Consider the following 21,087-nt stretch of genomic DNA (forward strand, 5'->3'; position numbering starts at 1 on the left):
TTCGAACCCTCCTTTTTTTATCGGCTATTATCAAAATTTATTTTGATACAGCCCCTTTTTATTCTTGAATAGCTGCTTTAACACAAATTTGTATAGCATCAATCCTCTTATTAAGTATAAATACATCCTCAAATGATTCTTCAAAATAAACATATTTACCTTGAGACATGGCACTTGGAGATTCTAATTGTGCAAACTCATATGATACTATCGGTAAAATCGATGATGGATGTACTAATAACATCTTAATATCTAATGCTCCAGTTGCTACCTTATATCCATTATCAAAAGTATATTTTGTTTTAAATAAATCTGTAGGAACTGATACTATATTTACTTCTTCAAGTCTTTCAACATCTCTTACTATCTTCTTATCTGCATTGCTTCTTACTATAGCTATTGCCTTATCAATTAAAGTTTTAGTATAAGTATCACAATATAATATTCTTCCTGCTTTAGGAACCCTTGCTTCATCCATAGAATCCATCATATCGTCAAACTTATCTAAAACATTAGCTAATGTTAAATCACTCTCTAATGGAGTAATTTCCTTTTGTCCATTTCTTAACTGGTATATAGTTGAGAAGATATATGCATCCATTTCTGGGAACTTTTCTTCTTCATTCATTACCTTAGTAATATTAGCTATAGATACAACCTTATTAGTTTCATCTATATCCTTAGGATGTGCTAATGTTTGCCATATCCTATGATTTTTTAATGTTTTAGTTTCCCAAGCATTATCAAAATTTCTTGTAAACCCTCCAATAGTATCTCTATTACCATTTGTTCTACCACCTACACTAATTGATGGTATTTGTATTGTTTTAGCATCTACTACTCTATACTTGCTAGAGTTTTCAGTATTCCATAATGCTCCACTATAAAGTACATATGGATAAGCTTGTGCTAATTCTTGTGCGTATTCTTGTGCGTAATTTAATGCTGTCATATAATATTCTCCTTCTTTCTTTTATTATTTTTTACTTCTTACACCTGTAAAGTTAAAGCCAAATGATTGATTATTATTACTTTGACCACCCTTTGGAATGTTTCCACCTCTTAATTTTTCATTTACAGCTCTCTCTACTACAGTTTGGAAAGCTTTTTCTACAGCTTCAATACTTTTATTGCATTGCTCTGCATCTGAATAATTAAGAATATCTACTAATTCTTTAGGTAAATTCTTTTCAGCTAAAATTTCATGCGCTGTTGCTCTAAGCTCTCTAACAGTTATGTCTTTTTCTCTTTTTTCTAGCTCTGCATTTCTTTTTTCTTCTTCATACTTTGCTTTTTGTTCTGCATTCATTTTAGCTATTTTTTCAGCTTCAGTTCTTTCATCCTGAACTCTTTTTTCCCATTTAGATTGCTCTCTTGCTAATCTATCTTGAATTAGCTTATCAACATCCTTTTGAGTAAAAGTTTTTTCAGTTTGATTTGTTTCATTTTGTTCATTAGAATTAGATTCATTTTGATTTGTAGTATCAGAATTACTATTATTACCTGCACCATTAACTCCTGATCCTGTATCTGCTTCTAACATCCTTTGAATTTTTATAAACATAAAATCCCTCCATTTAACGTCCGTATGACTAAATTCCATGCACAGTTTTAAGCCTTAAGCAAGTTTTGGGCATAATAAAAAGCCTTAGTTTTCTAAGACTTAATTATTCTTTCAACTTTATAATTTTCCCATTTCTTATAAGCATCTACATACATTTCTTTTTTATCTCCATTGTATGTACACTCATAATACATTCCATCAAACAAAGTAGTGCTAAGTAATGCTTTATTATTTTGCAGTGTTTTACAGCACCATACCATAAATACATCATCTGTTGTAATTTCCTTTTTGTCTGCTTTATCTAGATGTTTATTTGTATAATCACATACTTCTTGTTTACACCATTTTAAAAATTCTTTTTCATTCATTATTTACGCACCTCCAATTCTATATTTTCTATTTCTGCTCTTTCTTCTAAATATTGAGCATACATTTCCATTGATTTTAATTGACCATTTAATAAATCATAACTACAAGATGGTTTAAATGTTAAATCACCTACTTTGTATTTCTTAAGCATATTTCTTAATCCATTTATTCTTATTTTTAATTGTAAATACTCTGCTTTAAATCTCTCTTTATAGTCTGCACTCACCATCATTTCAATAGTATCTTTTAATTCCATACTTTCAGCCCCTCCTTAATTTTAAGCATAATAAAAGCACCTACTATTTAATTTAGTAAGTGCTTACTACATTGAATATAATCCAATGTCTTCCCATATATCTTTTAATAATTTATCATTTATTTTATGGTTATTAACCATATCTAATCCATTTTTATAATATACTGCATCTCCATTAGGGCATTCACAAATAAAATATTCATCATCTCCAGGAGATATATTATATCTAGTTCCGTAAAGATAAAATTCTATATCTAACCCTAAATTAATTGAATCTATCAGTTCATTTAAACTATTAAACTTTTCTAAATCCATATTAATCTCCTTTCAAAATATCCTTATTAGCAATCATTTGAGCCTTAGTCAATGGCAAATCTTTAGGTCTTTTTATATCGTCATGATTATCTTCATTTTTTAACCAATTATGTTGATGAGGTACTGTTCTATGTTGTGCTGGATTTCCATGATCAGTTAAATCAATATCCAATCGTGGCTTTCCAGTATTACCATAATATCTTCTAGACTCTAATTCTCCATTTTTATAATTATCAAAAACACTATTAGGTTTAGCATTAAAAGGTACCTTATGTTCACTACCCCTAATAATATTCTCTTGCGATTTAATTTGCCAATTAACATCTTTATATAATGTTTTTAAATCTTCATACTCTTTAGTATTATTATACTTCATTTTCCTAAATTCTTCAAAAGATTTTGGAACTTGATCTCCTAATATTTCTCGATATTTTTTATATGTTCTTTTATCACTAGATTCATTTTTAACTTTTTTCTCTAGTTCTTTTGCTTTATCTTCCCCATACTTATCTACTACATATTTATCATACCATTCTTTATAAGTTATATCCCCTTTAATAACATTGTTTTCACCAGTAACTACATCCTTAGTTCTAACACCAATTCTTTGAGCTACTCCACCATCTATTATAGGGCCTATAGAACTTCTACACCATGGATGCATTGGTGGAAGATTTTCTCCTGCTTGTGCATCTTTAATATCAAATATTTTACCATCTAGCTCTCTACAAATATTACTTACTTTTAAATCTAATTTAGCAAAATATCTATACTTTTCTATTCCACATTCCTTATAACCTTCTATTGCAGCCATATTAGTATAATAAGCCGATTCAGTTCTTACTAATCTTCTAGCTGCACTTTCACCAACTTCCATTTTTTCAGTTAATTCATCTATCATTTTCTTTAATGGCTTACCATTTAATAATCCAGATAATACAGTTTCATAAAGCTGATCTGTTAACTTTGATGTATTCCCCCATATTCTTTTAGAATAGTTTCCCCCTGCAAATGGTCTTTTTAATATAGACTCAATAGTTTCTTTTCCTAAAGCTCCTACATCAAATCCTATTTGCATACCTCTTTGAACTTCCCACATATGGGTATAATATGATTCATTCATATTTTGAATAAATAAGTTTTTGTCTACTACCATTTCATTAATAGCAACTGCATTCATTATCTGCTTTAAATTATCTACTAATGTTTCCTTAAGAACCTCTTTTCTTGCTATTCTTGCTGCATAAGCTGGTGCATCTAATTTAGCTGTTAAAAACTTTCTTAACTTATCATCCTTTGTATTTAGAATTAATTTCTTCAATTGCTTTCTATCTAAGTTTGATAATTCAATATTTAAAAATTCTTTTACTTGCTTATCATTAAGTTCACCATTTTTCTTAAGCTTATTATATATCTTTCTAACATCTACTTCTATTTCAGCTATAGCCTTTATATAAGCACGCCTTAATTCTCTAAATGCTTTATCTGCATTTAATTGTTGTGTATCCATTATGGCATTTGTTCTAGCTTCCCAATAACTATTATTTCTACTATTCATACTATAACCTTAAAACATAAATAGATAGTGTCCAATTTGCTATAGTGATTAAACAAACCACGAAACTACTTATTCTATGAATTTTAGTTTCACCATCAAATACATTCGGAATTATTTTTAATGTAAATAAAATATTAAAAAATAATACTATCCAAGCAATTATTTTCATTCTTCTATACCTTCCTCAACGTTATTATTAGGCTTGTCTGTTTCATCGTATGGGAATCCAAAGGCTTCTTGTTGTTCTTTAATATTCTGCTTTTTCTCTTCTAATAATCTTTTTCTTTCTTCTTCAATATCAATTTCCTCATCAAACCTCTTAAGTCTAGTTTCCCAAGATATAAAGCCCTCTGTTTCTTGTGCAATTCTAGCAAGTAATTCATCATCAACAGGTAGTGATCTTTTCATAATAATATCTATTTGACTTGAATCTATATTTTTAGCCTTTATATTTTCAATATTAGAAATAAGCTTTAATCTCTTTCTTAATCCTTGCTTAAAGTATCTCTCTTTAGTTTTTCCTAACTGTTCAAAGCCTAATAATTTGTACTTCATAGCAACACCAGAAGCATTACCAACAAAGTTTTCATCTGTTAAACAAGGCACTTTAGAAAACTCATGTATATCATCTTTAAGGCTTTTCTTAAGAACTTCTATTTCTGTTTCATTAAGGTTTTTAACCAGCCATTTAGCATCCCCACCTTGGTCTAGTTCAATAATCTTTAATTCTTTTAGTAACTTAGCTGTTTCTACCTTTTCATCAATATCATCACCTAATGAAGCACCTATAACAGCAAGAATAGCATCTACAACTTGCTCTTTATCATTTACCCTATCAGATTGAAGTAAATTATAAGCATCTATTAAAGTTATTATTCCTTCAAAATCTCCCTTAAAATTTTTATTATTTTTATATTCTATTAATGGAATATCATTAAAATAATGCTCCTCCAAGTCATTAATATCAGGTGATTCATCAGTTAAATTTGTAAAAGAATAATAAGTTATACAATTATCTGTATAAACATTAACGTCATATCCTTTTAAAGTATTATCTATATCAAATTTAGGAAAATAAGTAACTCCAAATATAGGTTTATGTTTAACTGTACTATCTACAACTATAAATGAATTTAAAGGACTTACTACTGCTAACTCTGGGTAAGGAACTTCTTCTTTATTCATATAAAGCAATTCATATCCTACACCGTATATAGATAAATCTAAAGCCAGTTCATTATTATGACTATCTTCATCTATTTCTATAAATATATTATTTAATTCTTCTGAACCATCTCCACTATAACTTACTGGAGAACCAAAAACATATCCTGTTGCCATATCTGTAATATATTCTGCATGATTAGCAACTATTTTATTATTAGGTAAAGACTCTGTAGATAATATCCTGTTTAAAATTTTATGATTTCCGTCATAATATTCTTGAAGTAGTTTGTATTTTTTATTTACTATAGTTCTATGCTCTGATATACATTTAACTAATAGTTTTATTGGAATACTTCCATCTTCATTTAATAAATCTCTATCCTTAATTATTGGCATTTCCTCACCTCTCTTTTATTATTTTTATATTATCTTAATCCTAACTTAACCTTACTCTTAACTTTAATTTTAGTTGAATTAATTTCATCTTCCATTCCATATCTACAAGCATCTATAGTGTGGTTATTTTTATCAGGATATTCTCCCTTTAAATTACCATCTTTATCTTTTTCTATTTCATAACCTACAAACTCTCTTTTTGCATTAGGACATCTTACTGGATCAATTATTATTTCTTCTAATTCTTCAGACAAAAATTTAAGACCATGTTCAACTGAATCTGGCCCTTTCTTTGCTCCTACTATATTTAACCCTAAATTTTTAAATTCATTTATTGTTCGAGGTTCTGCACTATCTGCTGTAACTCTTTTATTTAATTTATTAAGCTTCTTTATTTCTTCAACTGCTTTACTATTGCTTAACTGAACCTTATAAACTTCACCAAATATATATAGCTTCTTTCTAGTCTTATCATAATTCATTAATAAATAAGCTAAAGGATCAGCTGCATAACCAAAGTCCAATCCATTCTTTAATCTATCAAATACTTTTATTTCATCATCTGTTATTTCTCTTACTGTTATATTTCTAAATACTTCTCCACCAGTACCAGTAACAGCCCCTAAATAGTCATGTTCATATTTAGTTGGATTAACTTTCTTCATATGTTCAGCTTCTATAATAAATTGCTCTCCAAGCCATTCTTTTGGTACTGTTCTATAATCACTATGGTGTATATATTTATCTTCTCTAGTTTCTACAACTTCTTGATTACACCAATTTCTTTGACTTTCTGGTGGATTAAAAGAATAAAATACAATAAATTTAGGACCACCCCTCATCAAAGATTGATTAATAGTATCTATTTTATGTTTTCCTTCAAATTCATCTACTTCCTCATACCAAATATATTTAATATATCCTTTAGGTACTTTAGTAGATTTAACTTTCTTAGGGTTATCTGCACCTTTAAATCTTATTACTTGCCCTGTAGGTTTATATGTAATAGTTAATTTAGCTTCTGGAACATGCCAATCATCACTTACACCTAAAGTATCTATGGCCCATTTTATTTGGTCTCTTACTGATTCTGATAAAGTATCTTTAACTCTTCTTAGTATTAAAGCATTTGATATTATACCTTCTTGTGCATCTCTCATCATACCTAATACTATTTCTATGGATATAAAAGATGATTTTGTACTTCCTCTGCCACCTTTAAACCAGTAATGAGTATGAAGTTCATTCTTTATATCCTTATGAGAATCATAAAAGCTACTTGCAATTATACTTTTTAACTTTACTTTAACCATCTATATCATCTACAATTTGAACTCTATTATTAATCCCTAAAGTATCATCTTTATTTAGTTTTTCTTTTAATACTTCTATCCTTAATTTTTGTTCTTCTGTTACTAGATCCCAATTCTTATTAACCATTTCATCATACTGCTTTATCATATTAAATAAAGTTTGCATAGCTTTTGATAGTGTTGTTACTGCTGCATTCTCTTTATCCCAAGCAAATTGATATTGCCATTCTTCTGTAGATGAGTTTTCCCCATATGCTTCTTTGGTTTTCACCTTTGTAATATCATTTTTATTTTTTACATTGATAATCTTTTGCATATTTAATATTTTAGCCTGTTGTATTAATATATTGCTCCACAGCATATCTAATGGATTTTCACTCTTAAGCTCTTCTATTACATTCACCATACTTCTAGGTAAATATTTAGATAAAAACTTATTATCTCTAAATCTTGATTCATCACAATATATACCATGTTTAAGTTGTCCTATATTTCCTAATGCATTTTTATTGCCTTTTGGTGCTCCACCTTTATTAATCCATTTATCTTCTCTTCTCCACAGTTTTATATTGCTTTCTTTTTCATTTAGTTGTTCTGCTATAGCTTTACAAGTTAGCTTTCCTTTAGAATGTTTAAATAACTCATAAGCTAAATCTCTATTAGGATTTCTTTTTCTAGCCATTACACACCTCCATTACTATCCTTTAATACCTTTAAAGCAAGTTCTTATAACACGTGAATACTGTTTAGGTTGAGTTTCCAGATTTATAATTAACTCTTTTTGATTTTAAAATTTTAATTATTATTGATAAAAAACTATTTAAAGCCTTTAAAATCAATACTTTGAACCCCATTACTCTTATCACTTCCTTATGCGAAATAACCCCTATGATTGGAGATATACTTTTTTAAGTGCATATATTAGTAGTAATTTTTATTTTTTCTTTCTTATATGCATCCGTTACTTTTTTTCGTATTAAGTACAAAAAAATTATAATTTTGAATCTGCTATTCTTGATGCATCTTCTTTAATTTCATTATCTAATCCTAAGTAATGTTTTGTAGTTTCTATTGACTTATGTCCTAAACTTTTTCTAACAAACTCTAAATCTCTTTTTTCTTGCCATAACCTTTGAGCATATGTTTTTCTTAAACTATGTCCAGTAATATGTTTTAATCCTAATTCTTCTCCAACCTTTTTTAATATTGCACTATATGTTTTAGGAGTTATAGGCTCACCAAGGTACTTTTCACTTTCAAATGCATATTCACTATTTTTTTTACCTTTAACATACTCTTTAACTTTCTTTCTAAGATTCATTTGAATTATTGACTCTCTAGGAGCTGGTGGCTTTCTTTTTGAATTAGGATTATTTGCAATATGTGTTTTCCATGCATTATATTGTTTACTTTCTTGAATAATAAATTTATCTTCATCCAAAAACTCTTTTAACTCTCCATTTGTTAGGCTTAAATAGTCAACTAACCTGTATCCAGTTGCAACACCAATATAAAAGATCATTAAATTTCTTTCAGGACAATCTTTACTTATTTCCTCTAACTTATATTTGAATCTATTATAATCACGCTCTTGAATGGGAAGTGCCGGTACTTTCTTTTTCCTTTCAGGTTCTTCAACTATTTTTTTCTTTTTTCTAGCCATTTTATCTCACCTGCTTTATAGCTCCACTGGCACTTCTTCTATATGAGCTATGACTCATAAGTTCTTTTATTTCTCTTTCTGAAAGATTTCCTACTGTTTTTCTCCTAATAACATTAAGCTTATCATAAGTTTTTAAATTGCTTTCTCTAATAAGTTCAGCTATGTTCATTGAATCCCCCCTAAAAAGAAAAGAGCACTTAGCGATTTGCTAAGTACTCTTTAAATTTTTCCACAATACTATATTACCATATTTTCTCGGTAATTTTTCGGTAATTTTCGGGTAATTTTTTCTACTATTTTTAAAGATATTGGGTAATTTTATGGTAATTTTTTTATTGTTTTTTAGATTTTGGGGTAATTATGCACTTACTCTTTGCTCTTCTTCATCTACTGAATATATAGAATTATAAATTTCCTCTTCTCCTTTTTTTAATAAATTTTCAACTGTTTTTCTTGTTCTATCAAGCTTTTTACAAGTCTGTGTCTTACTCATCTTATTTATGTATAAACATTGAATTGCTTCCTTAGCTTTTTCATTCTTAATAAGTTTAATCCAATTATCAACTCTATTATTTATAGTCTCATAGTATTCAATAGTATTTATTAATCTTTCCTTTCTATATAATAATTCATCATTATTTTTACATTTTCCTGAAGATTGTGTTTTTTCTTCATAGCTTTGCGCTTTTAAATTTTCTCCTAACTCTAGCTCTTTTAATTCTAACTTCATATCCTCAATCTTAATTTTTCTTATTGGATATAATTCTAGTTTTTCTCTAATATTAACTAATCTCTTTTCTATTAATGTTTCTTTCATAAATAATTCATCCCCTCAATTTTATTTAATTAAATATATTTTTTTACATTAAAAGGTGTTCATTATGAACACCTTTTAATATCAAATATATTCTATTTTAAATAAATGATATATAATCATTTTTATCCTCTTTTATTAATTTAGACTCTATTTTTACATCTATTTTTTTACCAGTCTTAAGGAATGCATCATAATTATCACTTGCTACAGAAAATGACTTTATTTTTACATAATTAATTTCTTTAGTCAATGGAACTGAAATTTTATGAAAATCACTGCTTCCGCCTAAACTCTTTACTCCATTTATATAATCTATACTTATTTCTAAATATGGAGGTAATCTGAGCTCTAAGGTAACACTATGCTGTTCATTAACCCTATCCAACGACAAGTTAGCACTTATAATTACAATTGCCCCCTCCTTATTTATATATATATTTTCTTCAAAATCACTTTCTAATTCAATATTTTCTCCTATTATATGCAAATTAACATTATCTAATTTTCCTAGTAATTTTTTATTATATGAAAATAATCCTATAATAAGAATTAAAACTATTATTATCAAAGTTAAAATACACCATAACAACTGGTTACTTGTACAAAAAACTGCACCTATTAGTGATACAATCGATGCAATACCCGAAATAACTACAAACGCCTTACTCTTACTTAACCATTCTAATATATCATACATAATAATATCCCTTAATCTACTTTCATTATTGCATGGTTTATTATTTCTATAATTTCATAAACCTCATGCCTCTGTGCTTTTGGTAGTATCTTCACAATACCCCTACTGTTAATTTTAACATTTAAATTATGGTTAAAATAAAATGCAAGTTTTACTTCAGTTATTCGCTCTTCATCTCTATCATATTTACCGTTTTTACTTATATTAATATTATTAAATCCAATATTTACAGTTTTTCCAATTACGTTATTATGATAATTATTTATTATATATTCAAAAAAATCATTTTCTAAATTAATTCTTTTAAAATTAGAATATTTGAATATTGCATTCAATACTAATGCAGCTTTCTTCAAATTTGTTCTCTGTAAGAACATAAATACATTTTCACTATTAGGTGCAAATTGCCACAAAGTAAGTTTACACTGTTTAACAGATTTTATATCACTACTTACTATCTTATCATTTTCAAAATCATAAAAAGCAATATCCTCTTCCACCTCATTCCAAGTAATTGAGCTTTCTATTAAAGAATATTCATCATTTATATCAATTTTAAAATTATTAAATAAAGTTCCCTCCCTAGTAAATGTAAGTGATTCTAATTTACCAATTCTTTGAGATTCGAAAATCAAACTCTCACGACACTTTAAAATTACCATTGAACTAAAATCATTTTCAAGCATAATTTATTCCCTCCTTATAATTTTATAATAGTAAGAATTGGCTTTTAATTCAACATTTTTTTATACTCTGCATTATTATATTTTCAAAGATCACTTTTTATATTATAAATACTTACCTTGAATTAATCTTCTTGTTTGCTCTTAATAAACAACTCCCTACACTTTTCACAATTTACATCGCTTAAGCCTTTCCATTGGATATTTTTAAATAAGTTCCTTATACTTAATGAATGTTTTCCGTATTCCCATTTTTCACCACATAAACAAGTAAAGGCACCATCTATTATATGTCTTATATTGCCCTTTACTGTTGTCGGTAAATCATTATATCTTCTTTCTAAATCTTTCACATAAACCACCTCTAATTAGATATTTACTTAACTGTTGTATTTTCAAAATCATCAATAGCTTCTACAACATTAATTCCATTAAAATAATATTTAACAGCTCTTTTAATAACTGCATTAGTTAACTTCTCTTTATCAATCATACTTGCTTACCCTCTTTTAGTAATTTCTAATATAATTCCTGGACCATATCCCTTTAGATATCTTGTCCCATTATCATAAGTTGCTGATAAATGTACTTGAGCTTTAACGTACTCATTTTTACTTATCTGCATTGATCTTACTCCTTCTCTCCTAGTTATTTCTGCTATTAATTCATCTATACTTGCTTCTCTTAAATTACTCACCCTAATTGCCTCCTATCTAGTGATGTAAATCTTTGATAGTTCCCAAACCATCCTAGTTTTAATGTCTTTACTTCACCATTTCTATTTTTACCAACTATAACTTCAGCTATATTTCTATCTTCTGATTCTTTGTTATAATACTCATCTCTATAAAGCATTAATATAATATCTGCATCCTGTTCTATTGAACCTGATTCTCTTAAATCAGATAGTATAGGTCTTCTATCTGCCCTTGCTTCTGGTGCTCTTGATAACTGTGATAATGCAATAATTGTTATATCTAACTTTTTAGCCAGCTTCTTAAGTTCTCTTGATATCTTTGCTATTTCCTGCTCTCTAGAATAAGATTTTTCAGTACTCTCAATCAGTTGTAAATAATCTATTATAACTACATCAAGACCCTTTTTAATCTTTAAATTCCTACACTTAGCCTTAATATCTGCTAATGATGTTGCTTTATCATCAATAAATATTTTTCTATTGCTTAAATCACTTGCTGCATTAGCTATTTTTAAAAACTCTTTATCACTTAGTTTCCCGATTTTAATAGCACTAAAATCAACTAAGCACTTTGCAGCTAACAATCTTTCCATTAATTGATCCCTTGTCATTTCTAGTGAAAATATAGCAACACTGCTTTCTCTTGATGCATATTGCCCTATATTAAGTGCAAATGCTGTTTTTCCCATTGATGGTCTAGCTGCAGTTATTATAAAATCACCTTTTTGTAACCCTGATATTGTTTTATCCAATTCTTCATATCCTGTAGAAACTCCTAAGATTTTTCCTCCATTTTGATAATTATGTTCAATTCTTGATAATACATCGGTAATAGCTTGATTTATATCGACTATTTCACTTGCATCTTTAGAATTAGACACCTTGTACACATTATCTTCAACAAATCCTATTAAATTATCTAAAGCTTCACCATCATAACATCTACCAACAAGCTCTCTTCCTGTCTTTATTAAATTTCTTCTATCAGATTTTTCTTTGATTATTTTTATATATCCTTCAACGTTAGCTCCATAAAATCCACTACCTGCAATATCACTTATATAAGAAATTCCACCACAACTTTTTACATCTCCATTATTTTTAATTTCTTCAAGCAATAGAACAAGATCCACTTCGCTATCCCTTCTAGATAACTCTTTAATATTTCTATAAATTCTCTTATGCCTATCCCAGTAAAAATCATCTATACCTAAAACATCTTCAACCTCTTTTATCTTACTTGGAACATTTATCATACTTGAAAGTAATGCTTGTTCAGCTTCTAAGCTACTTGGTAATTCCTTTAACACTTCTTCTCTCATAGTTACATATCCTCACTTAAGTTAAATATATATTTATTTTCCTGTACTTCATTATTGCAAGTATTATCTTTAATCTCTTCTTTAACCTCTATCACATCATCTAGGTAATCTTCATATCTTCCATTAAAGAATGTTGATCCATTAAGTATAAACTGTTTATCTTTTCCTTGAACTTCATCCAAATACTTTTTAATACATCCAACAAGTACATCTTTTCCTAAAGTCTCTAGTAACTTAGGTATTTTTTTCATAGCTTGAGCTTTGCCTTTCTTGTTAGGATATAACCTCCAAATATCTTGTGCATCATTTGCACTATATATATTATGGTAGATGGATATAGTAGATGGATTTTTCATTCCGGGTTTCAATCCGTTTGATTCGGATTTAAATCCGTTACCTTCGGATTGTGCTCCGACCTGTTCGGATTTAAATCCGAACTCTTTAGATTCACTTATACCTTTGTCATTTTCTGGTTCTTTTTTAGGATTTTTATCTTCTTTGAGTTCATCAGAAATTAATTCTATATATCTATCTCCAACTGCATAAAAGCTCCATACACCACCCTGTTTTAAAGTCCTATGCTTTAGTATTCCTTTATCAGACATAGCCTTTAAACGTCTGTAAACAGTATCCTTTTTAAATTTGAAAATAGGATATTCTTCAATTACAGCATCATATTTAACCCAGTAAAAGATTTCGCCATCAAATACCTTTTTAGTGATTTTATTACTATCTTTAAAGTCAATAAACCACCTTAAGATAGCTAAATCTTTATCATCTAACCCAATATCTATTGCAACTCTTTGACTAAAACCTAAATGTGTAAATTTCATCCTTATGCTCCCCTCTTATTCCATGACTTAAACCATAGATATATTTCATCATTAACCTTCCATGAGTTCTGTGGCTTTAATTTTCCATCTTTATAATCAATCCAATCCACATTTCTAGTATAGAAAAAATCTATATTTATCTTTATTTCTCCATTTTCCATCTTTATAACTAAAGTTGTATCTAATATTTCTACTTTTTTAGTAGTTAATATTCCATGAAAGTCATCTCTGTTAAATACAACCTTTGGTGCAGGATCATCGCCTAAGCAACTTAATATTTTATTTTTCTTATATTCATACCACTCTTCTAACGTTTTATTTTCTGCTGTCATTTCATCTAGTAATACTTTATCTTCAGCTTTTTCTACAGGCTGTTTTATTCCTTGAATTAAAATATTAATTTCCTGCTTATCTTCCTTAGGGTCCAAATCCTTTACCTGCGTATAAATTTCAGCTTGTTCATCTTTGCTTAATCCACTTAAAACTACAGCATCAGTTAATGTAATATCTCCTTCATCAACTAGTGGTTTAAAATCATCTATAAGTCCTTTAGAAACCTTCATATACCTTCCAACTTGTACACCTGAAAGACCAATATCTTTGCCAATCAAATCTCTTGTTCTACCTTTAAGAGTTTCACCATTTTTTCTTTTTTCTTCATAGATTTCCTTTAATCTATTGATACCTTCCATTTTTTCAGTATGTGTTAACTCTCTTTGCCTAGCATTAGCTTGAATAAGTAAAAGCTCTGAATCTAAATCGCTTAATTCCTTAACTTGACAAGGAACCTTTTTATATCCAAGCATTTTTAAAGCACTATATCTTCTTTCACCAGATAATATCTCAAAGTTACCGTCTTCTCTTTTTCTAACTACAAGATTATGCATTAATCCACTTTCTTTAATAGATTCTGCTAATTCTTCAACTTCTCTAATTACATAGAAATTCTTATTAGATGGCACTAATTTATCTATATCTAAATCTATAACTTTAAACTTATCCTCCATATTTACATATACTCCTTTATGTTATATAATGGAGTTACGGATGGCAGTCCGTAACTCAAAAAGTGTTTGAAGAATCCTTTTATAAGGGTTCTTTTTTACATTAAAGCAATTAATTTCTTTTCTGCTGCATTAAATACTTTTAAAATATCCTTTTCACTTTCATAACCTGCATATATATCAAATAAAGTTACTTTATTACTTTCACCATATTTATAACCATCTTTGTTATAATGAATTACCATATGATTTACATGTCCTGAAAATGTTATAAATACATCATGCTCTGTATAAGTATTAACCTTCATAGCTAATTCTGACAAATGTAAAAATCGACTCATAACTTTGTTACTCATTTTATCCTCCTTAAAATATCTATTTCTTATTTTCCTCCATTGCTAAAACCTCATCCCCATGCTCTATAAGTGCTTCAATTTCTTGAGGTTTTAAAATACTATAGGTATATTCAACCATAAAGTCCAAAAGCTTGTCCTTAACCTCTGTAAGGTCTTCTGGGTAATTAACTACTACTGTCATATAAATACCTCATCCTCCAAAATATCATATTAATATATGATTTATTTATCCTCTTTGTTACTTCTAATTCTTTCTATCTTTCTTCTATAAAATCTAGCTGCTAACTCTAATCTCTTAAGTAATTCCACTTCATAATCAAGCTGATTATTATTAAGTTTTTCAAGTAAGCTTTGCTCTGTAAACAATTTTCCTATAGGACAACTACAACAATAATTCTCTAACAAATAACTTGCATTATAAGCTTTGGCCATAAGTACAACTCTATCTGCTGGAACACTTTTACATAAATCCAATTCATACGATATTAAAGAATCCATAGGAATATTTAACTCATATGCTGTACTTTCTCTTGATTGAAAAACCGGATTACTTTCAGCAGCTTTTAATCTTGCCTTACAGTAAATATTATTAATAGCCTTATATGGCAATCTTCCCATTTCAATCCCTCCATTTATTTTTCTTAAACTCCTTAAATCCTTCCCATGTAGGTATAATTCCATTTGGCTTACATTCTTCTTCTACATACACAATCAATGCATAAATTGTCATTATACTCCTTCTCCTTTTTGTACTTTTTACCATTTATACATATTCAAAATATAGTTATAATCATATGTGATTTAAAATCACATATACTACAAAAAAATTTTTATTATTTCGTTATCACTAATATTTAAAAATTCTTTAAGTATTTTTACCTCTTTAAGGGTAAACGGATTTATAGCATTTTCTTTCTTAGTATAGCTATTTGTAGTTATTCCAAGCTCCTTGGCAATATCTTGTTGTTTAAGTCTACGTCTTATCCTTAAAACCTTTAAATCTTCTATACTCAATTTTTCACCTCCTTCGTGATTTTAAATCACTTATATACGTTTATTATAGTGATTTAAAATCACTGTGTCAATTGTTTTTAAGAATGTTTGTGATTATAAGTCACATTTATGGATTTTAAATCACATTATGATAAAATTAATATAAGAGGTGATATAATGGCAACTTTTGCTGAAAGATTAAAAGCCGAACGAAAGAAAAATAATATAAATCAAACTCAGTTAGCTGAAAAGCTTTATCTAGATAGATCATCAATATCAAAATATGAGTCTGGAAAGCAAATTCCAGAAACACCTACATTAGAAAAACTTGCTGATTTTTTTGAGATTTCTATTGATTACCTATTAGGTAAATCTGATATTCGTAATTATGACGATAATTTTTCTTTAACTTCAATAAGCGAAAATTTAAGTACTAATGGACTTAAAACATTAGCTGCTCATTTTGACGGTGAAGAATTTACCGAAGATGATTTAGATGATATAGAAAATTTTATTAAATTTATAGTTTCTAAAAAAAAATTTAATAAATAATATACTCTTTATTATTTATTAAATTTAATTAATGATAAAATAAGGCGGTTTATCATGGAAAACATTTATAAGAAAAAAATTGAAGAACTTAATAAAGCAAGTTCTTTTTTAAAAGATACTTCTACTGTTATTGGATCTTTTATAGGATTTATTAGTGCTTTGGTTACTATATTTCTTTGGATAAGTGAATTATCTCTTAAGCTAAAATTACTATATACTACAGCTGCAATTTTTTTAATTTTAATTATTATTATTGTAATTTTGATTTCTAAATTACGTGATTGTAAAAAGATTGGATTGCTTATTATAGATGACAATAAGACTCTTAACAAAAGAGTGTTTGAAACTACAAAGCAGATTAAAGATTTACAAGATAAAGTTAATACTTTAAACAATAATAAAGAAGTTATTTTAAAAAGTAATGAAAAATATAAAAAAAGATCTGCCACATATAAAAGCGGTTATAGTTCACTTTTAGGTTGCATCGAAGATGCTTATGTTATATTACCTAATAATGATATTGTTAAGAACTTCAAAGTAAATGCTAATGAAGTTCACCGTAAAATACTTTCAGAACTGGAGGAAGAAACATGGATCAATATAAAGTAGTTAAGATTATAGACGAAAATAGAATTGTAATTAATGCTGGTGCTAGTGATGGATTCAAGAGCGGAAGTAAATTCGAAATTTTTGTAAAAGGTGATATGGTTATTGATCCTGATACTAAAGAGGAGCTAGGTACTTTAGATTTTATTAAAGCTAAGATAGAAATAGAAACTTTATATTTAAATATGAGCGTATGTGTCAATGTAAAAAAAGTTGATAATAATCCAATGGCAACTGCTCTTACTACTCTAAGTAGTCAACTCCAATCAGCTTATGGTTATGGGGAGAAAGTTCCTGATGAACTTAATGTTGATATGTCAGAAGCAACAGGAGGATTAGCTAATTATAATTCTAAAATTAAAATTGGTGACTTAGTTAGAGAGTCTTTAGGGTAATCTATAGCTTAATATAAATTATTATTTAAATAAATATAAAAATAAGGTGTTCTTAAAGAACACTTATATTTTTATATTATTACAGTAATATTTTCACTTTATTTTTATAGGTATTATTCACTCATTTTAACAGAAAGGGAAGTGATAAAATAATTTAAGAAAAAAGTGAACAAGTTCTAAAAAATAATATTATTTAAATCTATAATTGGATAACTAAATATCATATAGATAGTATTTATCAAAAATATAATACAATATTATTAATAAACAAAAAAATTGCTAGAAAATTAAATTTCAAACCTAAGTCTACAAACTTTGATGAAGATCTCGAATTTTTAGGCAAATCATTGTTTTTCAGAAACTCTATCATATATGGATAAAAAAGAGAATATTATGATAAGTTTATTGAAATCAAAAAACTCTAAGCACAAAGCTGAAATTCTTATTGAAAAAGATTAATATTTAAAGATTTTAGATAAAAATGAATTTCTTAAGTCGATTTAATAACTCACTAAATGATACACTTTAAGTTAATTAGTTCAAAAAGATTGTCTATTAATTTTGATAATTAGTACTTTAGTGAAGATTTTTTTAGACAATATAAAAAGTTTTATAATATATTTTTAAAACTCTAAATAATATTTAACGAAAGGATGATTCTTTTGATAACAAATGTTAAACGTATTAATATAAATAAGGCTATACTACATATTATAAATAATAGCGATTCTCACTATAATAGAAGTCTCCTGCCTAATGACGACTCTAAATTCAATAGTTTTCTAATTAAACATATAAAATCATCGGCAAAGAGACGTGGTAGAAAAGCAGCTAATTATATGTTTACCGCTGAAAATGATTCGTTAACTAGATTTGATCTCATGCTGGAAAATGATGAAGCTTTTATTGAAAATTCTATTGAGTTAGCTACATATTTGAATCAAATATGTGAAGACGGATCGTATGGTCCATATGATTTAATATTCTGTGAATACCAAAATGATGAAAATGAAAAATTTATAGCTGTTTTACTTCTTGAGTTTTCAACCGGTTTTTTCCATGAAATTAATAATAATGATGCTTTAATTAAACATTTAACTATTCTTGCATCTAGTTCCTCTGAACTAAAAAAATGTGCATTAATACAAAAATATGATCCAAATAGTGATTATAACCTTGTAATAAATGACAAAAACAATGCTGATTTCTTTATTTCAACGTTTTTACAAGCTCGAGAATCAATGGATAATAGAAAATCTACACAAACTTTTATTGAAGAAACTATTATATGGGTTAATACTGTGTGTGATCGCCCTAATATATCAACTGAAATTAAGATAAAATTAGAGAATGTAAAAAGTCAATGTATTTCATCAATTACTGATAATGATACAATTGATATAGAAGCCTTTCAAAACTTTCTTTTTATAGAAGAGCTAGAACAGTTCAAAGAGGATTACAACACTCATCTAGAAAGAAAAGGTCTTATAAACAAAGAAATTTTACTAACTGATGATGTTACAAATGATTACAAGGTTCATAAAATAAAGTTAGATAATAATGTAGAAATAAAACTGCCTATTGATTTGCTTACCGATGACGGATATACTGATTATTATAATAGAACTATTAGTGATAATGGGACAACTACATTTTCATTAACAGGTAAAGTTGTTGATGAAAGTGTTAAATCTAGATAATTTAATTTTAAGGAGGAGTTTCAATGTTTAATAAAATTAATAACTTATATTCTATTCTAAAAAATTGTAATTATACTTTAGAGTCAGAAACAGAAGAAGTTATTAAAATATCATTATTTAAGGATCTATTTCAATCAAACGAAATTTTCTTAGATACCATTATATCAATCATTGAATTAAATCCTTCAGAAATTACCATCGAAAGCACTATTACTCAACCTAGTTTATCTAATAAGAAATCATCATTTACATTTCCTAATTATATTATAGAGCACCTAAATCATGCTGAAAGGCTTGCTACAAAAAACATTAACTATAGACTTGTAATTCCTAAAAATAGTATATTACATTGTAATGAAGATACTAATTACATTTGGTTCTTAAAAGAAGCTTTTTACAAAAAACTTCTTTTAAATCCCTTTAATAATATAGATACTATCTCAAAAATTCATACAATCTATAAACCAAATATAATTATATTATTACAAGATTCTAATACTTATATAAAGAATAACTCTACGTTAATTATTGACATTAATAACCTGAGTAAAATTGACGATTTTAATGCTATTGACTCAAACTTAATTTTAAAAAAGGATTTGCGTAGAAGTTGTTGCAATATTGAAATTAATATATCAAATATAGTTCCTGACTTATTTATATTTGATTATAGTAATTCAATTTATAGTTTAGACGAAAGCTTAAAAATAATTTATAATAATTTATTTGTATTATTTTTTATAATCTATTTAAGTAATAATTCAAGTTTAAATGGAACCATAGTGTCTTCTAAAATATCATCTAATAAATCCATAGTTATAGATTATAATATAGACGATCTTAATAAAAATCACTTTAATTATGATAAACTTATTCAATTATATTATTTGTGTTATAATTCTATTAATATTCAAAATATATACTTAGTTAGAAATATGCTTTGTATATATTTATGTGATGATTGTAGTCATACAATGCTTGATTTATTTTATCTAAAAGCCAATCAAGTATTAGATTCCTCTAATGAAAATTTGAATATATTAACTATAGGGAATGTTGAAAGTTATTTTTCTATTAGATATAATTTATATGATTTCTTAGATAAAAGTACAGAATATATCCAATCACAAATTAGTGAATTAACTTCAAAAATGAATAAAACACTTTTAAGCACTATAGCAACTCTTGTTGGAGTATCCTATGTTTATTTAAAGAATGAAAATATAACTATCTTAAAGTTATCTCTATTGATATATACAGCATTTTTGATTATTGATTGTATATATTCTTTTACAACTCAGTTTTTATCATATTTAACATATATTAAACGTCATAATAATAAATTAGATTACTTCAAACCAGTTTTAGGTAATGAACAGTATGATAAAATAACTAATAAAGATAGTATTACAAAAAAAGTTAAAATTAGATTTCATATTTATTTTTGGGTTAGTTTAATAATATATATTGCGATGATAGCACTCGGAATATTATCTTTTATGTTTACAACTAAAATAATTGAAATAATTAAATTATATATAAAATAAAAGATGCACAATGCATCTTTTATTTTATATATTTCTATTTTAACTAATCTTCTATAATGAATATACTATGTTTGCTTGAATACTCTTTCTTACATTACTAGTAAAAATCTTTGATTCATAAGCTTTTTTCCATATATGCTTTAACTTACATATCGCCATATAATAGCTCTATCAGACTATACGAATAGTTTTTAAATATTTCCTTATATGTTGCACTTTCGAATATACTGCATGACCAGTATCAAGTAACACAACATTCTCAGCAAATTCCTTCAAAGCATATT

29 protein-coding genes are annotated in these 21,087 nt (G+C 27.1%); 5 read left to right on the top strand and 24 right to left on the bottom strand.

Annotated features, from left to right (window positions below):
* Positions 1-58: 58 nt before the first annotated feature.
* From I4V63_RS14585 to I4V63_RS14700, 24 genes are all read right to left on the bottom strand, one after another.
* Positions 59-952: a capsid protein gene (locus tag I4V63_RS14585; RefSeq protein ID WP_196001959.1), complete on the bottom strand. Its 894-nt coding sequence runs from the start codon at positions 950-952 to the stop codon at positions 59-61.
* A 24-nt stretch (positions 953-976) separates the two neighbouring features.
* On the bottom strand, positions 977-1,564 hold the full coding sequence (locus I4V63_RS14590; RefSeq protein ID WP_196001960.1) for a DUF4355 domain-containing protein: 588 nt from the start codon (positions 1,562-1,564) through the stop codon (positions 977-979).
* A gap of 92 nt (positions 1,565-1,656) precedes the next feature.
* A complete protein-coding gene (locus I4V63_RS14595) occupies positions 1,657-1,932 on the bottom strand; it encodes a DUF6275 family protein (RefSeq protein ID WP_196001961.1) in 276 nt (91 codons plus the stop codon).
* Positions 1,932-2,189: a hypothetical protein gene (locus tag I4V63_RS14600; protein ID WP_196001962.1), complete on the bottom strand. Its 258-nt coding sequence runs from the start codon at positions 2,187-2,189 to the stop codon at positions 1,932-1,934. The genes I4V63_RS14595 and I4V63_RS14600 overlap by 1 nt, the downstream gene beginning before the upstream one ends.
* A 66-nt stretch (positions 2,190-2,255) precedes the next feature.
* Positions 2,256-2,504 (bottom strand): hypothetical protein, encoded by a 249-nt coding sequence (locus I4V63_RS14605; protein WP_196001963.1) that lies wholly within the window; start codon positions 2,502-2,504, stop codon positions 2,256-2,258.
* 1 nt (position 2,505) lies between these two features.
* Positions 2,506-4,062 carry a minor capsid protein gene (locus tag I4V63_RS14610; protein ID WP_196001964.1) on the bottom strand — a complete coding sequence of 519 codons (1,557 nt, stop codon included), beginning with the start codon at positions 4,060-4,062 and terminating at the stop codon, positions 2,506-2,508.
* Between the two features lies 1 nt (position 4,063).
* Positions 4,064-4,231 (bottom strand): hypothetical protein, encoded by a 168-nt coding sequence (locus I4V63_RS14615; RefSeq protein ID WP_196001965.1) that lies wholly within the window; start codon positions 4,229-4,231, stop codon positions 4,064-4,066.
* Positions 4,228-5,625: a phage portal protein gene (locus I4V63_RS14620; protein WP_196001966.1), complete on the bottom strand. Its 1,398-nt coding sequence runs from the start codon at positions 5,623-5,625 to the stop codon at positions 4,228-4,230. The genes I4V63_RS14615 and I4V63_RS14620 overlap by 4 nt, the downstream gene beginning before the upstream one ends.
* A gap of 29 nt (positions 5,626-5,654) precedes the next feature.
* Positions 5,655-6,938, bottom strand: a complete 1,284-nt coding sequence (locus tag I4V63_RS14625; RefSeq protein ID WP_196001967.1) for a PBSX family phage terminase large subunit — start codon at positions 6,936-6,938, stop codon at positions 5,655-5,657.
* A complete protein-coding gene (gene terS / locus I4V63_RS14630; protein ID WP_196001968.1) occupies positions 6,931-7,620 on the bottom strand; it encodes a phage terminase small subunit in 690 nt (229 codons plus the stop codon). Before terS ends, I4V63_RS14625 begins: the two co-directional genes overlap by 8 nt.
* A 309-nt stretch (positions 7,621-7,929) precedes the next feature.
* Complete coding sequence (locus tag I4V63_RS14635; protein WP_196001969.1) at positions 7,930-8,601, bottom strand: tyrosine-type recombinase/integrase; 672 nt, start codon at positions 8,599-8,601, stop codon at positions 7,930-7,932.
* A 1-nt stretch (position 8,602) separates the two neighbouring features.
* Positions 8,603-8,770, bottom strand: a complete 168-nt coding sequence (locus I4V63_RS14640) for a hypothetical protein (protein WP_196001970.1) — start codon at positions 8,768-8,770, stop codon at positions 8,603-8,605.
* Between the two features lie 189 nt (positions 8,771-8,959).
* Positions 8,960-9,418 (bottom strand): DUF1492 domain-containing protein, encoded by a 459-nt coding sequence (locus tag I4V63_RS14645; RefSeq protein ID WP_196001971.1) that lies wholly within the window; start codon positions 9,416-9,418, stop codon positions 8,960-8,962.
* Positions 9,419-9,515: 97 nt separating this feature from the next.
* Positions 9,516-10,115, bottom strand: coding sequence for a hypothetical protein (locus tag I4V63_RS14650; protein ID WP_196001972.1), 600 nt, complete (start codon positions 10,113-10,115; stop codon positions 9,516-9,518).
* A gap of 11 nt (positions 10,116-10,126) precedes the next feature.
* Entirely contained in the window at positions 10,127-10,801 is a 675-nt protein-coding gene (locus tag I4V63_RS14655) for a hypothetical protein (RefSeq protein WP_196001973.1), read from the bottom strand.
* 122 nt (positions 10,802-10,923) lie between these two features.
* On the bottom strand, positions 10,924-11,151 hold the full coding sequence (locus I4V63_RS14660; RefSeq protein WP_196001974.1) for a hypothetical protein: 228 nt from the start codon (positions 11,149-11,151) through the stop codon (positions 10,924-10,926).
* 146 nt (positions 11,152-11,297) lie between these two features.
* Entirely contained in the window at positions 11,298-11,495 is a 198-nt protein-coding gene (locus I4V63_RS14665; RefSeq protein WP_196001975.1) for a hypothetical protein, read from the bottom strand.
* Positions 11,492-12,817, bottom strand: coding sequence for a replicative DNA helicase (gene dnaB, locus I4V63_RS14670; RefSeq protein WP_196001976.1), 1,326 nt, complete (start codon positions 12,815-12,817; stop codon positions 11,492-11,494). Before dnaB ends, I4V63_RS14665 begins: the two co-directional genes overlap by 4 nt.
* 2 nt (positions 12,818-12,819) lie before the next feature.
* The gene (locus I4V63_RS14675; RefSeq protein WP_196001977.1) at positions 12,820-13,650 is read right to left on the bottom strand and encodes a hypothetical protein; all 831 of its coding nucleotides are present in this window, start codon (positions 13,648-13,650) and stop codon (positions 12,820-12,822) included.
* Between the two features lie 2 nt (positions 13,651-13,652).
* Positions 13,653-14,657: a ParB/RepB/Spo0J family partition protein gene (locus I4V63_RS14680; protein WP_196001978.1), complete on the bottom strand. Its 1,005-nt coding sequence runs from the start codon at positions 14,655-14,657 to the stop codon at positions 13,653-13,655.
* A 95-nt stretch (positions 14,658-14,752) separates the two neighbouring features.
* Complete coding sequence (locus tag I4V63_RS14685; protein WP_196001979.1) at positions 14,753-15,010, bottom strand: hypothetical protein; 258 nt, start codon at positions 15,008-15,010, stop codon at positions 14,753-14,755.
* A gap of 19 nt (positions 15,011-15,029) precedes the next feature.
* Positions 15,030-15,191, bottom strand: coding sequence for a hypothetical protein (locus I4V63_RS14690; RefSeq protein WP_196001980.1), 162 nt, complete (start codon positions 15,189-15,191; stop codon positions 15,030-15,032).
* A gap of 41 nt (positions 15,192-15,232) precedes the next feature.
* Positions 15,233-15,628, bottom strand: coding sequence for a hypothetical protein (locus I4V63_RS14695; protein WP_196001981.1), 396 nt, complete (start codon positions 15,626-15,628; stop codon positions 15,233-15,235).
* Between the two features lie 198 nt (positions 15,629-15,826).
* Positions 15,827-16,024 (bottom strand): helix-turn-helix transcriptional regulator, encoded by a 198-nt coding sequence (locus I4V63_RS14700; protein WP_196001982.1) that lies wholly within the window; start codon positions 16,022-16,024, stop codon positions 15,827-15,829.
* A 108-nt stretch (positions 16,025-16,132) separates the two neighbouring features.
* On the opposite strand from I4V63_RS14700, the gene I4V63_RS14705 reads away from it, so the two are divergent.
* The 5 genes from I4V63_RS14705 (at position 16,133) to I4V63_RS14725 (ending at position 20,803) form a co-directional block, all read left to right on the top strand.
* Entirely contained in the window at positions 16,133-16,555 is a 423-nt protein-coding gene (locus I4V63_RS14705) for a helix-turn-helix transcriptional regulator (RefSeq protein WP_243280525.1), read from the top strand.
* 54 nt (positions 16,556-16,609) lie between these two features.
* Positions 16,610-17,164 (top strand): hypothetical protein, encoded by a 555-nt coding sequence (locus tag I4V63_RS14710; protein WP_196001983.1) that lies wholly within the window; start codon positions 16,610-16,612, stop codon positions 17,162-17,164.
* Positions 17,146-17,556 (top strand): hypothetical protein, encoded by a 411-nt coding sequence (locus tag I4V63_RS14715; protein ID WP_196001984.1) that lies wholly within the window; start codon positions 17,146-17,148, stop codon positions 17,554-17,556. The genes I4V63_RS14710 and I4V63_RS14715 overlap by 19 nt, the downstream gene beginning before the upstream one ends.
* A gap of 662 nt (positions 17,557-18,218) precedes the next feature.
* The gene (locus I4V63_RS14720) at positions 18,219-19,256 is read left to right on the top strand and encodes a nucleoid-associated protein (RefSeq protein ID WP_196001985.1); all 1,038 of its coding nucleotides are present in this window, start codon (positions 18,219-18,221) and stop codon (positions 19,254-19,256) included.
* Between the two features lie 23 nt (positions 19,257-19,279).
* Complete coding sequence (locus I4V63_RS14725) at positions 19,280-20,803, top strand: hypothetical protein (RefSeq protein ID WP_196001986.1); 1,524 nt, start codon at positions 19,280-19,282, stop codon at positions 20,801-20,803.
* The last annotated feature ends 284 nt before the right edge of the window (positions 20,804-21,087 follow it).

This window comes from Clostridium sp. 1001271B_151109_B4 (assembly GCF_015670405.1).
In the GTDB taxonomy this organism is placed as follows: Bacteria; Bacillota; Clostridia; order Clostridiales; family Clostridiaceae; genus Clostridium.